This is a genomic window from Streptomyces sp. SID13726 (genome assembly GCF_010548375.1).
Lineage (GTDB): Bacteria > Actinomycetota > Actinomycetes > Streptomycetales > Streptomycetaceae > Streptomyces.
Genome location: NZ_JAAGLY010000029.1, coordinates 50,601 through 63,266 on the forward strand (window position 1 = coordinate 50,601; position 12,666 = coordinate 63,266).

The following is a 12,666-nucleotide window of genomic DNA, read 5'->3' on the forward strand; positions in this document are numbered from 1 at the left end:
CGTCGAGGTCGGAAGTCACGGTCAGGAGCCGAGGCCCGGGGGCCCACGGCGGAACGGGGAGAGGGGCGGCGGGAGCGGGTTCCGGGCCGGAGTACGCCGGCCCGGAACCCCTGGTCACCACCCTCCCGCCCGCCCGCGCCGGCGTCGATTACCCGGGAGGTAAGGAAGGAAGCGGTCGTGACCGGTGAGACCGCAACCGGAACATGGCACACTGCACGAAGCTTCGACGCGTAGGGGAGGCGTGGCGTGAGTGAGCGGCGACCTGCGCCGACCGTGGGCCAGGTGGTGCTCGGCAGACGGCTTCAGGAACTGCGGGAGGCGGCCGGCCTCAGACGTGAGGAGGCCGCGCAGGTACTGCGGGTGGCCCCGGCGACCGTACGGCGGATGGAGATGGCCGAGGTCGCGCTGAAGATCCCGTACGTCCAGGTGCTCCTGGAGACGTACGGCGTCCCCGCGGACCAGGTGACCTCGTTCGTGGACCTGGCCGAGGAGGCGAACCGGCCGGGCTGGTGGCAGCGGTTCCACGACGTGCTGCCCGAGTGGTTCAGCATGTACGTGAGCCTGGAGGGCGCCGCCCGGATCATCCGTTCCTACGAGCCGCACTTCGTGCCCGGTCTGCTCCAGACCGAGGACTACGCGCGTGCCGTGATGGAGGCCGGGACGATCGGCCAGGCCGGCCCGGAGGCGCTGGAGCGGCACGTGTCCCTGCGCATGGCCCGGCAGAAGCTCCTCGACCGCCCGAACCCGCCCCACCTGTGGGCGATCATGGACGAGACGGTGCTGCGCCGCCCGGTGAGCATCCGTACCGAGGTGATGCGCGACCAGCTGGACAAGCTGCTGGAGTTCGCCGAGCGCGACCGGGTCACGCTCCAGGTGTGCGAGTTCGAGGAGGGCCCGCACCCGGGGACGTACGCGCCCTTCTCGCTGTTCCGCTTCGCCGAGCCGGAGCTGCCCGACCTGGTCTTCACCGAGTACCTGACCGGTGCGCTGTACCTCGACTCCCGCCAGGAGGTCGCCACGCATCTGGAGGTCCTGGACCACATGTCGGCGCGGGCCGCGTCGGCCGAGCGCACGAAGAAGCTGCTGCGGGAGCGCCGCGAGGACTTCTGAGCACGGACATCGCCACACAGGGGAGAAGACACCGTATGACCGGATCCGACGCGTCCAGAATCGACACGAGCCGCCCGCACCCGGCGCGGGTCTACGACTGGTGGCTGGGCGGCAAGGACAACTACCCCGTGGACGAGGCGCTGGCGCGCCGGATCCTGGAGGTGGACGGCACGGTGCTGCGCGGGGCGCGCGCCAACCGCCGCTTCATGACCCGGGCTGTGCGCACCGCGGCGGAGGCCGGGATCCGCCAGTTCCTGGACATCGGCACCGGCATCCCCACCGAGCCCAACCTGCACCAGGTCGCGCAGTCCGTCGCCCCCGAGGCCAAGGTGGTGTACGCGGACAACGACCCGATCGTGCTGCGGCACGCGCAGGCGCTGCTGCACGGCTCCGCCGAGGGCACCACGGACTACGTCGAGGCCGACGTCCGTGACGTCGAGGCCCTGCTGGCCCGGGCGCGCGAGTCCCTGGACTTCACTCAGCCGATCGCGCTGTCCCTGGTCGCGCTCACCCACTACCTGGACGATGACGTGTACGCGCTCGTCGAGCGGTACGTCGACACCCTCCCCCCGGGCAGCTTCCTGATCCTCTCGCAGGTCACCCCCGATCTGAGCCCCGCGGCCATCGAGAAGGCCGCCCAGCAGTTCCGCAACAGCGGCACCCCCTTCTTCCCCCGCTCCCTCGCCGAGTTCTCCCGCTTCTTCGACGGTCTGGAGCTGCTGGGCCCGGGTGTCATCCCCGTCTACGGCTGGCGGCCCGAGCCGGAGGACGTGGCGGCCCAGGCGGAGGGCATCGTGCCGGTGTACGCGGGGGTCGCGCGCAAGGTCTGACCCGTACGGGTGCCGTGAACGGGTGCGCTCCCGCGCCCCGCCCTAGGTTCGAAGGAGCCACGGGCAAGCAAGGGAGCGCACGTGACCGACACCGAGATACCGCCGACCGAGCCCGGCACGGCGCTGCTGCGGGCAGGGCGGTTCTTCCGGCGGGGCACGGCCGCGCCCGACCTGCACAGCATCGGGCTGACCGGCGGGCGGGAGGCGGACGCCTTCTACCGGGACCGCTGGAGCCACGACAAGGTCGTGAACTCCACGCACGGCGTTAACTGCACCGGCTCGTGCCGCTGGAAGGTGTACGTCAAGGACGGCATCATCACCTGGGAGACCCAGGAGACGGACTACCCCTCGGTGGGCCCCGACCGCCCCGAGTACGAGCCCCGCGGCTGCCCGCGCGGCGCCGCCTTCTCCTGGTACACCTACTCCCCCACCCGGGTCCGCTACCCCTACATCCGGGGCGTCCTGCTCGACCTGTACCGCGAGGCGCTCGCCCGCACCGGCGACCCGGTCCTGGCCTGGGCGGACATCCAGGCCGACCCCGAGCGCCGCCGCCGCTACCAACAGGCCCGTGGCAAAGGCGGGTTGGTCCGGGCGACCTGGGACGAGGCGGTCGAGATCGTCGCCGCCGCGCACGTCCACACCATCAAGGAGTACGGCCCCGACCGCATCGCCGGCTTCTCCCCCATCCCCGCGATGTCGATGGTGTCGCACGCGGCGGGCGCCCGCTTCCACTCCCTGATCGGCGCCCCGATGCTGTCGTTCTACGACTGGTACGCCGACCTCCCCGTCGCCTCCCCGCAGGTCTTCGGCGACCAGACCGACGTGCCGGAGTCGGGCGACTGGTGGGACGCGGCCTATCTGATGATGTGGGGCTCGAACGTCCCGGTGACCCGCACCCCGGACGCGCACTGGATGGCGGAGGCCCGCTACCGGGGCCAGAAGGTCGTGGTGGTCGCCCCCGACTACGCGGACAACGCCAAGTTCGCCGACGAGTGGCTGCACCCGCATCCCGGAACGGACGGCGCCCTCGCCCTCGCGATGGGCCACGTCGTCCTCAAGGAGTTCTTCGTCGACCGCGAGACGCCGTTCTTCACGGACTACGTACGGAAGTTCACCGACCTGCCCTTCCTGGTCACCCTCACCGAACGCGACGGCGCCTACGTCCCCTCGAAGTTCCTGCGCGCCTCGGACCTCGGCCAGGAGAGCGAGGGCGCCGACTGGAAGACGGTCGTCCTGGACGCGGCGAGCGGTCGCGCGGTCGCCCCGAACGGCTCTCTCGGCTTCCGCTGGACGGAGTCGGGCAAAGGCCGCTGGAACCTCGAACTCGGGCCGATCGAGCCGCAGTTGAGTCTCTACGGCCATGAGGCGTCCGGCAGTGTCGAGGTACTGCTCCCCCGCTTCGACACCGAGGGCGGCGAGCACGGCCAGGGACGCGGCGAGGTGCTGCGGCGCGGGGTGCCGGCGACCCGCCTCGGGGGCACCCTCGTCACCACCGTCTTCGACCTGCTGCTGGCGCAGTACGGCGTCGGGCGCCCCGACCTCCCCGGCGACTGGCCCGCCTCCTACGACGATCCCTCCGCTCCGGGCACCCCGGCCTGGCAGGAGACGCACACCTCCGTCCCGGCCGCCAAGTGCGTGAAGATCGCCAGGGAGTTCGCGCGGACCGCGGAGCGCTCCAAGGGCCGCTGCATGATCCTGATGGGCGCCGGGACCAACCACTGGTTCCACTCCGAGACGATCTACCGCGCCTTCCTCGCCCTGCTCCAGCTCACCGGCTGCCAGGGCCGCAACGGCGGCGGCTGGGCGCACTACGTCGGCCAGGAGAAGTGCCGCCCGGTGACCGGCTGGGCGACCCTCGCGGCCGCCTCGGACTGGTCCCGGCCGCCCCGGCAGATGATCGGCACCGCGTACTGGTTCCTCAACACCGACCAGTGGCGCTATGACCGCTTCACCGCGGACGTGCTGTCCTCACCGCTCGGCGAGGGCCGGTTCGAGGGGCTGACGGGCGCCGACTGCCTTGCCCTGTCGGCCCGTTCGGGCTGGATGCCGTCCTATCCGACCTTCGACCGCAACCCGCTGGAGCTGGGCGCGGTCTTCGGTGACCCGGTGGCGAAGGCGGTGGCCGAACTCCGGGCCGGTTCCCTGAAGTTCGCGTGCGAGGACCCGGACGCGCCGGAGAACTGGCCCCGGGTGCTGACCCTTTGGCGGGCGAACCTGCTCGGCTCGTCGGCGAAGGGGGCGGAGTACTTCACGAAGCATCTGCTGGGCACGCACTCCTCGCTCAACGCCGAGGAAGCCTCTGAAGGTGAGCGTCCCCGGGATGTCGTCTGGCACGACGAGGCCCCCGAGGGAAAACTCGACCTGCTCCTCTCGCTGGACTTCCGGCAGACCTCCTCGACCCTGCTCTCGGACGTCGTCCTCCCTGCTGCGACCTGGTACGAGAAGCACGACCTGTCCTCCACCGACATGCACCCCTACGTGCACTCCTTCACCCCGGCCGTGGACCCGCCCTGGCAGGCCCGCACCGACTTCGACACGTTCAAGGCGCTGGCCGACCGGCTCAGCGAGATGGCGGTCGTGCACCTGGGCGTCCGCAAGGACCTGGTGGCGACGCCGTTGCAGCACGACACCCCGGGCGAGACCGCACAGCCGGGCGGGGTCGTACGGGACTGGAGGCGCGGGGAGTGCGAGCCGGTGCCCGGGCGGACCATGCCGAACCTCACGGTCGTGGAGCGGGACTACACGGCGATCGGGACGAAGTTCCGGTCGCTGGGTCCCCTGGTGGAACAACTCGGGCTGCCCGCCAAGGGGATCGCGCTGAGACCTGACGAAGAGGTGGAGCACCTGCGGGAGTTGAACGGCACCTCACCGGAAGGCCGTCCACTGCTGGACACCGCGGTCAAGGCGGCCAACACCATCCTCGCCCTGTCCGGCACCACCAACGGCCGCCTCGCCACCCAGGGTTTCCACACCCTGGAGGAGCGCACCGGGCAGGAGATGGCCCACCTGGCCGCCGAGCACGAGGGCAAGCGGGTCACCTACGCGGACACGCAGGCGGCTCCGGTGCCGGTGATCACCTCGCCCGAGTGGTCGGGCAGCGAGTCGGGCGGCCGGCGGTACACGGCCTTCACGCTCAACACCGAGCATCTGAAGCCCTGGCACACGCTCACCGGGCGCCAGCACTTCTTCCTGGACCACGACTGGATCCACGAACTGGGCGAGGCACTGCCCGTGTACCGGCCGCCGCTCGACATGAACCGGCTGTTCGGCGAACCGCGGCTCGGCCCCGACGGACAGCGGGAGGTGACGGTCCGTTACCTCACCCCGCACAACAAGTGGTCCATCCACTCCGAGTACCAGGACAACCTGTTCATGCTGGCCCTGTCCCGGGGCGGCCAGAGCATCTGGATGTCCCCGCAGGACGCGTCGGCGATCGGCGTCGAGGACAACGACTGGATCGAGGCGGTCAACCGCAACGGCGTGGTCGTGGCCCGCGCGATCGTCTCGCATCGGATGCCGGCCGGCACGGTCTACATGCACCACGCGCAGGAGCGCACGGTCAATGTGCCGCTCGCCGAGACCACCGGCAGGCGCGGCGGCATCCACAACTCGCTCACCCGCCTCATCCTCAAGCCGTCCCATCTCATCGGCGGCTACGCCCAGTTGTCGTGGGCCTTCAACTACCTGGGCCCGACGGGCAACCAGCGCGACGAGGTGACGGTCATCCGCCGCCGCAGCCAGGAGGTCGAGTACTGATGCGAGCGATGGCCCAGATCGCGATGGTGATGAACCTCGACAAGTGCATCGGCTGTCACACCTGCTCGGTCACCTGCAAGCAGGCGTGGACCAACCGCCGGGGCATGGAGTACGTCTGGTTCAACAACGTGGAGACCCGGCCAGGACAGGGGTATCCGCGCCGGTACGAGGACCAGGACAAGTGGCGCGGTGGCTGGGAGCTGAACAAGCGGGGCGCCCTCAAGCTGAAGGCGGGCGGCCGGCTCCACAAGCTCCTCGGCATCTTCTCCAACCCCAAGCTGCCGGAGATCAAGGACTACTACGAACCCTGGACCTACGACTACAAGAACCTCACCGACGCCCCGCTCGGCGACGACTACCCGGTCGCACGGCCCGTCTCGCAGATCGACGGCAAGCCGATGAAGATCGAGTGGTCCTCGAACTGGGACGACAACCTCGCGGGCGCCCCGGCCTACGGCGACCTGGACCCGATGGTGGAGCGGACCCGCCAACAGGCCTCGGACAAGGTGAAGTTCGAGTTCGAGCAGTCCTTCATGTTCTATCTGCCGCGCATCTGCGAGCACTGCCTCAACCCGTCCTGCGTGGCGTCCTGTCCCTCCGGCGCGATGTACAAGCGGGCCGAGGACGGCATCGTGCTGGTCGACCAGGACCAGTGCCGGGGCTGGCGGATGTGCGTGACGGGATGCCCGTACAAGAAGGTCTACTTCAACCACCGCACGGGCAAGGCAGAGAAGTGCACGATGTGCTACCCGCGCGTCGAGGTCGGGCTCCCGACGGTGTGCTCGGAGACGTGCGTGGGACGGCTGCGCTATCTCGGAGTCGTCCTCTACGACGCCGACAAGGTGACCGCCGCGGCCTCCGTCAAGGACGAGAAGGCGCTGTACGAAGCCCAGTTGGGGGTGTTCCTCGACCCGGACGACCCCGCCGTGCAGCGGGCCGCCGAGGAGGCGGGGATCCCGTACGACTGGATGGAGGCGGCCCGCCGCTCCCCGGTCCGGGCGCTGATCAGCGAGTACAAGGTGGCGCTGCCGCTGCATCCCGAGTACCGGACCATGCCGATGGTCTGGTACATCCCACCGCTGTCGCCGGTCGTGGACGCGCTGTCGGAGACCGGGCACGACGGGGAGGACGCGGGGAACCTGTTCGGCGCGATCGACACGCTGCGGATTCCGCTGGAGTACCTGGCGGAGATGTTCACCGCGGGTGATGTCGGGCCGGTGCGGGCCTCGTTGGAGAAGCTCGCCGCGATGCGCGCCCATATGCGGGCGATCAACCTCGGCGAGGAGCCGGACGCGTCCGTGGCGTCCGCCGTCGGCATGTCGCCCGGTGAGATCGAGGCGATGTACCGGCTGCTGGCGATCGCCAAGTACGAGGACCGGTACGTGATTCCGACGGCGGCTGTCGGGGACGCGCGCCGCCTTGAGGAGTCGGCGCTGCCGGACGGATGCAGCCTCGACTACGAGGACGGTCCCGGGATGGGCGGCGACGGGCCGTTCGGCCAGGACTCGGGTCCCTCCGGGCGCAGACAGCTGCCGCTGGTGTCGGTGGAGAACTTCCACGCGCTGCGCAGGCGGCAGACCACCGACGACGCTGAGGAGGCCTGATGCCCTCGGACGCAGTGCTGTACCAGGCGGCGGCGCTCTGCCTGACGTATCCCGACGACGCCTTCCGGGCGCGGCTGCCGCTGCTGCGCGAAGCTGCGCCGCAGCTGCGGGAGTTCGTGGACCACGCGGCGGTGACGCCCGCGCAGGATCTCGCTGCGCACTACGTCCAGGTCTTCGACTTCAAGAACCGGCACAGTCTGTATCTGAGCTGGTGGCAGGACGGGGACACCCGGCGGCGCGGGATGTCGCTGGTGCGGTTCAAGGACGTCTACCGGGCCGCCGGTCTGGAGTTCACCGGCGAGGAGCTGCCCGACTTCCTGCCCGCCGTACTGGAGTTCACGGCCCGCACCGGTGACACCACCCTGCTCACCGAGCACCGCGAGGGACTGGAGCAACTCCGCTCCCGGCTCACCGGCTTCGGCACACCGTACGCATCCGTCCTGGACGCGGTGTGCGCCGCGCTGCCGATCGGGGCGCGCTCATGACGACACTCCTGTGGGGCGTGCTGCCGTACGTCACGATCGCGCTGCTGATCGCCGGGCTGGTCTGGCGTTACCGCTACGACAAGTACGGCTGGACGACCCGCTCGTCCCAGATCTACGAGTCGAAGCTGCTGAACGTCGCGTCCAACGCCTTCCACTACGGCATCCTCTTCGTGCTCGCCGGCCACCTCGTGGGGCTGTTCATCCCGATGTCCTGGACGGAGTCGCTCGGCATCGGCGAGCACACGTACCACCTGTTCTCCCTGTACGGCGGGACGGCGGCGGGCGTGCTGACGGTGACCGGGATCGCGCTGCTGATCTATCGCCGCCGTACGAAGGCACCGGTGTTCCGGGCGACCACGGTCAACGACAAGGTGATGTACCTCGTGCTGCTCGGCGCGATCGTGATGGGCATGGTCGCCAAGCTGACCCACGCCTCCGGCAACGGCTACAACTACCGTGAGTCCATCGCCCCTTGGGCCCGCAGCCTGTTCAGGCTGCGACCGGACACGGACCTGATGTCGGGCGTCCCCGTCCTCTACGAGATCCACGCGGTCATCGGCATGACCCTGATCGCCCTGATCCCGTACACCCGCCTGGTCCACATGTTCAGCGCCCCGGTGCAGTACCTGTTCCGCCCGTACGTGGTGTACCGCAGCCGCGACCCCAAGCAGTTGGGGTCGCGGCCGGAGCGGCGGGGGTGGGAGAGGACCGGGGTCTGACGGGGTCTCAGGCGGCGCCGCCCTTCTGCTCCTTCTCCTCGTCCACGATCTCCGCGTCCACCACGCCCTCCTCCTCGGAGGTGCTCGTGCTCGGCTCTTCCGCCGCTGAACCGCCGGAGGCTGCCGCATACATGGCCTGGCCCATCCTCTGGCTGACGGAGGCGAGTTTCTCGACGCCGTCGCGGAGGGTGTTGGTGTCGGCGTTCTCCGCCAGGAGGCGTTTGAGGTCGGTGATCGCCGACTCGACCTCCGTCTTCGTCTCGGCCGGGACCTTGTCCTCGTTCTCGCGGACGAACTTCTCGGTCTGGTAGACGAGTTGCTCGGCCTGGTTGCGGGTCTCGGCGGCCTCGCGGCGACGGTGGTCCTCCTCGGCGTACTGCTCGGCCTCGCGCATCATGCGGTCGATGTCGTCCTTGGGCAGCGCCGAGCCACCGGTCACCGTCATCTTCTGTTCGCGGCCGGTCGCGAGGTCCTTCGCCGAGACGTGCATGATGCCGTTCGCGTCGATGTCGAAGGCGACCTCGATCTGGGGCACGCCCCGGGGCGCGGGCGGCAGGCCGGTGAGGTCGAAGACGCCCAGCTTCTTGTTGTACGCGGCGATCTCCCGCTCTCCCTGGTAGACCTGGATGCCGACGGAGGGCTGGTTGTCGGCCGCGGTCGTGAAGATCTCCGAACGCCGGGTGGGAATCGTCGTGTTGCGCTCGATCAGCTTCGTCATGATGCCGCCCTTGGTCTCGATCCCCAGGGACAGCGGGGTGACGTCGAGCAGCAGCACGTCCTTCACGTCGCCGCGGATGACACCCGCCTGGAGCGCCGCGCCGACCGCCACCACCTCGTCCGGGTTGACCCCCTTGTGCGGGTCCTTGCCGGTGAGTTCCTTGACCAGGTCCGTCACCGCGGGCATCCGGGTCGAACCGCCGACGAGGATCACGTGGTCGATCGCGGCGAGCTTGATGCCGGCGTCCTTGACCGCCTGGTGGAAGGGGGTCTTGCAGCGGTCGAGCAGATCGGCGGTGAGCTCCTGGAACTGAGCCCGCGTCAGCTTCTCGTCGAGGTGCAGCGGGCCTTCGGCGGAGGCGGTGATGTAGGGCAGGTTGATCGAGGTCTCGGACGAGGAGGACAGCTCGATCTTGGCCTTCTCGGCGCCCTCGCGCAGCCGTTGGAGCGCCATCTTGTCCTTGCCGAGGTCGACGCCGTACTGCCCCTGGAACTTCTTCACGAGGTGCTCGACGACCCGCTGGTCCCAGTCGTCGCCGCCCAGATGCGTGTCGCCGTTGGTCGCCTTGACCTCGATGACCCCGTCGCCGATCTCCAGCAGGGACACGTCGAAGGTGCCGCCACCGAGGTCGAAGACCAGGACCGTCTGCTCCTCGCCCCGGTCCAGGCCGTACGCGAGGGCCGCCGCCGTGGGTTCGTTGATGATCCTGAGGACCTTGAGCCCGGCGATCTCCCCGGCCTCCTTGGTGGCCTGCCGCTGGGCGTCGTCGAAGTAGGCCGGCACGGTGATCACGGCGTCGGTGACGTCCTCGCCGAGATAGGACTCGGCGTCCCGCTTCAGCTTCTGCAGGACCCGCGCGGACAGTTCCTGCGCCCGGTAGCGCGTGCCGTCGATGGCGCCCTCGTCGGGGAAACGCCAACTCCCGTCCCCCATGTACCGTTTCACGGAGCGCGCGGTGCGCTCGACGTTGGTCACGGCCTGCCGCTTGGCGACCTCTCCGACCAGCACCTCGCCGTTCTTGGCGAAGGCCACGACCGACGGTGTGGTCCTGGCCCCCTCCGCGTTGGCGACGACGGTGGGCTCACCCCCTTCCAGCACGGCCACCACCGAGTTCGTGGTCCCCAGATCGATCCCGACCGCACGACCCATCGCTGTCCCCTTCCGCCAGGGAGTTCCGTCAGGAGGCCATCCCGCACTCCAGCACAAAACTTGAGTGCGCTCTTGTCAATGGGACGGGTACCCCGTCGGACGCGCTTCGTGCCGCTCGCCGCGCAGGGCGACGGCCCTCCGGGGCCGGTCGGTGATCAGGACGTCGACGCGCGGATGGTCGAGAAAGGACCGCATCAGGGGCTCGTCGTTGACCGTCCAGACCATGGTGAACAGATCGTGGCGGACCGCCTCGCGCAGCACGTTGGCCCGCGCGAGCCGCTGGTGCACGGCCACCCCGCCCGCGCCGCAGGCGCGCACCCGGCGCATCGGCAGGAGCTCGCTGAGCCGGACGCCTGCCAGCCGGGACCGGGCGATCTCCTTGCCGTCCCGCCCCAGCGACAGGGCCGTGCGCACCCGGGGGAAGGCCCGGGCCACGGCGGCGACGGAACGGTCCTCCAGGGTGGTGGCGACGAACCCGTCCTCCCCGAGCAGCGCCACCGCCCGGTCGACCAGCTCCCGCTCGTACCCGGTCTCCTTGAGGTCCAGGTGGCCGATCAGCCTCCCCGCGATCAGTGACATGACCTCGTCGACGACCGGCACGGCGTACCCGGCCCGCTCGCTCAGCTCGGCGTGCGTGATCCGCGCCAGCAGGGGTCCGCCGGGCCCCACCCGGGGGTCGTGGTGGACGACGAACACCCCGTCCGCCGTACGCCGGATGTCGAACTCGACGTACTCCGCCCCGGACCGGACGGCGTCCTCGTACGCCTCCCGGGTGGCGGCCCTGGCGCGCTCGGAGCCGCCCCGGTGGGCGGAGACGGCGGGGCGGCCCGGCATACGGCGGTCAGCTCCCGGACGGCGGGCGCTGGGCGGGGACCGGGACGGACGGGGTCAGCAGGGGGCCGCGGCGCCTGCCGACCCGGATGATGCGGACGTATCCGATCGCGGCGAGCACGAGGAAGGGCACCCAGGCCAGGAGGTACGCGGGGAGGTAGCGGGCGTCGAAGATGGAGCGGTGGACGTTCACGGTCGTGGCGTTGACTCCGAAGAACGCCAGCAGCAGGGTCGGCGGCAGGGCGATCAGGGTGGCGATCGCGACCAGTACGGAGACCGTGCGGTCCCGGCGGTCGTCGCGCTCCGAGAGCTCGGCGTCCAGCGCCGCCGAGCGGGCGCTGATCACCGAGGTCAGCCGCTCGACCATGCGGGCCGAGTTCTCCAGACTGTCCCGGACGCCGAGCGCGTCGCGCAGGGAGGTCTGGAAGGCCTCCATGACCATCTCGGGGATCAGCAGGCTGTCGACGTACGCCTCCACGCCGAAGGCGAGGTCCAGCTGGAGTTCGTTGACCCCGGCGGAGAGCTGTGCGATCAGTGACCGGACCTCGGACGGTGAGCGTGTCGAGGCCTGTTCGTTGGCCCGCATCGCCTCGAACGCGGCCAGCCGGGTGCGCTGGAGGACCGCGAGGGCGGAGATCATGCCGACGGCGACCAGGGTCAGGCCGTTCTCCACGTGCTCGGCCCAGCCGGCGTGGACGGAGACCCCGCGGCCGTGCGCGGAGAGGGTGGCGCCGTGGTTCCTCAGGTTGGGCAGCACGGCGGGTACGGAGGCGCGGGGGCCGCCCATCCGGCCGCGGTAGAGGATCTCGTTGAGCACGACGGGCAGCCGGGCCTCGTCGGCGTCCAGCAGGGTCGTGCGCAACTCCCCGCCTGGGAAGACGAGTTGGTGCACGTTCTGCCCGAAGGCCAGGGGCTCGACGGGGTGCAGCAGCTGCCCCAGCGCGGTGAGCAGCGGCCGGCCGCCGAGGGTGATGCCGTCCCGGTCGAAGCAGGTGGTCGCGAGCCATCCGGCGAGGTCGGCGGCCGGGGTCGGTCCGGCGAACTCGCAGTCCACGACCAGGGTGATGTCACCGCGCGGGGTGGCGAGGACCGCCAACTCGGCGGACGCCAGGGCGAGTCCGTGGTCGCCGTGCGGCAGCCGCAGCTGATCGGGCGGCACGTCCTCGACGAGCACCGGTACGGGCAGCACGGCCTCGCTGGACTTCAGGTGCAGCCCGAAGCGGCCGAAGTCGAAGCGGTCGACGAGCCGACCGAGCGTGGGGCGCTCCGGGTCCAGCCGGCCGGTGAGGCTGAACAGCACCAGGACCCGGGTGAGTTGACGGGTGCCGGAGTCGAGTACGGCCGTACCGCCGGACGTTCCCGGAATCATCGTGTTCCCTTCCACCCCACCGATTCTGGTCCCCGTACCGGACGTCGCGCGGACCGCCCCGGACAGGCGGCCCGCGCGACCCGGCGCCTTCGGGA

Annotated in this window: 9 protein-coding genes; 6 read left to right on the forward strand and 3 right to left on the reverse strand. The window is 70.3% G+C overall.

The window, feature by feature from the left end:
- Nucleotides 1–246: 246 nt before the first annotated feature.
- The 6 genes from G3I78_RS41245 (at nt 247) to narI (ending at nt 8,504) form a co-directional block, all read left to right on the forward strand.
- The gene (locus G3I78_RS41245; RefSeq protein WP_164434562.1) at nt 247–1,110 is read left to right on the forward strand and encodes a helix-turn-helix transcriptional regulator; all 864 of its coding nucleotides are present in this window, start codon (nt 247–249) and stop codon (nt 1,108–1,110) included.
- A gap of 35 nt (nt 1,111–1,145) precedes the next feature.
- Nucleotides 1,146–1,940 carry an SAM-dependent methyltransferase gene (locus G3I78_RS41250; protein WP_164434564.1) on the forward strand — a complete coding sequence of 265 codons (795 nt, stop codon included), beginning with the start codon at nt 1,146–1,148 and terminating at the stop codon, nt 1,938–1,940.
- 81 nt (nt 1,941–2,021) lie between these two features.
- Complete coding sequence (locus tag G3I78_RS41255; RefSeq protein ID WP_164434565.1) at nt 2,022–5,696, forward strand: nitrate reductase subunit alpha; 3,675 nt, start codon at nt 2,022–2,024, stop codon at nt 5,694–5,696.
- Complete coding sequence (gene narH, locus G3I78_RS41260; protein WP_164434567.1) at nt 5,696–7,300, forward strand: nitrate reductase subunit beta; 1,605 nt, start codon at nt 5,696–5,698, stop codon at nt 7,298–7,300. The genes G3I78_RS41255 and narH overlap by 1 nt, the downstream gene beginning before the upstream one ends.
- Nucleotides 7,300–7,785: a nitrate reductase molybdenum cofactor assembly chaperone gene (narJ, locus tag G3I78_RS41265; protein WP_164434569.1), complete on the forward strand. Its 486-nt coding sequence runs from the start codon at nt 7,300–7,302 to the stop codon at nt 7,783–7,785. Before narH ends, narJ begins: the two co-directional genes overlap by 1 nt.
- Nucleotides 7,782–8,504 carry a respiratory nitrate reductase subunit gamma gene (narI, locus tag G3I78_RS41270; protein ID WP_164434571.1) on the forward strand — a complete coding sequence of 241 codons (723 nt, stop codon included), beginning with the start codon at nt 7,782–7,784 and terminating at the stop codon, nt 8,502–8,504. Before narJ ends, narI begins: the two co-directional genes overlap by 4 nt.
- A 7-nt stretch (nt 8,505–8,511) precedes the next feature.
- Here the strand turns inward: narI and dnaK are convergent, their stop codons facing one another.
- The 3 genes from dnaK to G3I78_RS41285 all read right to left on the reverse strand — a co-directional run bounded on the left by dnaK (nt 8,512) and on the right by G3I78_RS41285 (nt 12,571).
- Nucleotides 8,512–10,371: a molecular chaperone DnaK gene (dnaK, locus tag G3I78_RS41275; RefSeq protein ID WP_164434573.1), complete on the reverse strand. Its 1,860-nt coding sequence runs from the start codon at nt 10,369–10,371 to the stop codon at nt 8,512–8,514.
- A 75-nt stretch (nt 10,372–10,446) separates the two neighbouring features.
- Nucleotides 10,447–11,205 carry a glycerophosphodiester phosphodiesterase family protein gene (locus tag G3I78_RS41280; RefSeq protein WP_164434575.1) on the reverse strand — a complete coding sequence of 253 codons (759 nt, stop codon included), beginning with the start codon at nt 11,203–11,205 and terminating at the stop codon, nt 10,447–10,449.
- A 7-nt stretch (nt 11,206–11,212) separates the two neighbouring features.
- Nucleotides 11,213–12,571, reverse strand: coding sequence for a hypothetical protein (locus G3I78_RS41285; protein WP_164434578.1), 1,359 nt, complete (start codon nt 12,569–12,571; stop codon nt 11,213–11,215).
- Nucleotides 12,572–12,666 lie beyond the last annotated feature (95 nt).

What these genes read in the sequence shown, in the direction of transcription:
- narJ (WP_164434569.1), top strand. Translation starts at nt 7,300, where the DNA reads ATGCCCTCGGACGCAGTGCTGTACCAGGCGGCGGCGCTCTGCCTGACG.
- dnaK (WP_164434573.1), bottom strand. Translation starts at nt 10,371, where the DNA reads ATGGGTCGTGCGGTCGGGATCGATCTGGGGACCACGAACTCGGTGGTG.
- narH (WP_164434567.1), top strand. Translation starts at nt 5,696, where the DNA reads ATGCGAGCGATGGCCCAGATCGCGATGGTGATGAACCTCGACAAGTGC.
- G3I78_RS41280 (WP_164434575.1), bottom strand. Translation starts at nt 11,205, where the DNA reads ATGCCGGGCCGCCCCGCCGTCTCCGCCCACCGGGGCGGCTCCGAGCGC.
- G3I78_RS41285 (WP_164434578.1), bottom strand. Translation starts at nt 12,571, where the DNA reads ATGATTCCGGGAACGTCCGGCGGTACGGCCGTACTCGACTCCGGCACC.
- G3I78_RS41250 (WP_164434564.1), top strand. Translation starts at nt 1,146, where the DNA reads ATGACCGGATCCGACGCGTCCAGAATCGACACGAGCCGCCCGCACCCG.
- narI (WP_164434571.1), top strand. Translation starts at nt 7,782, where the DNA reads ATGACGACACTCCTGTGGGGCGTGCTGCCGTACGTCACGATCGCGCTG.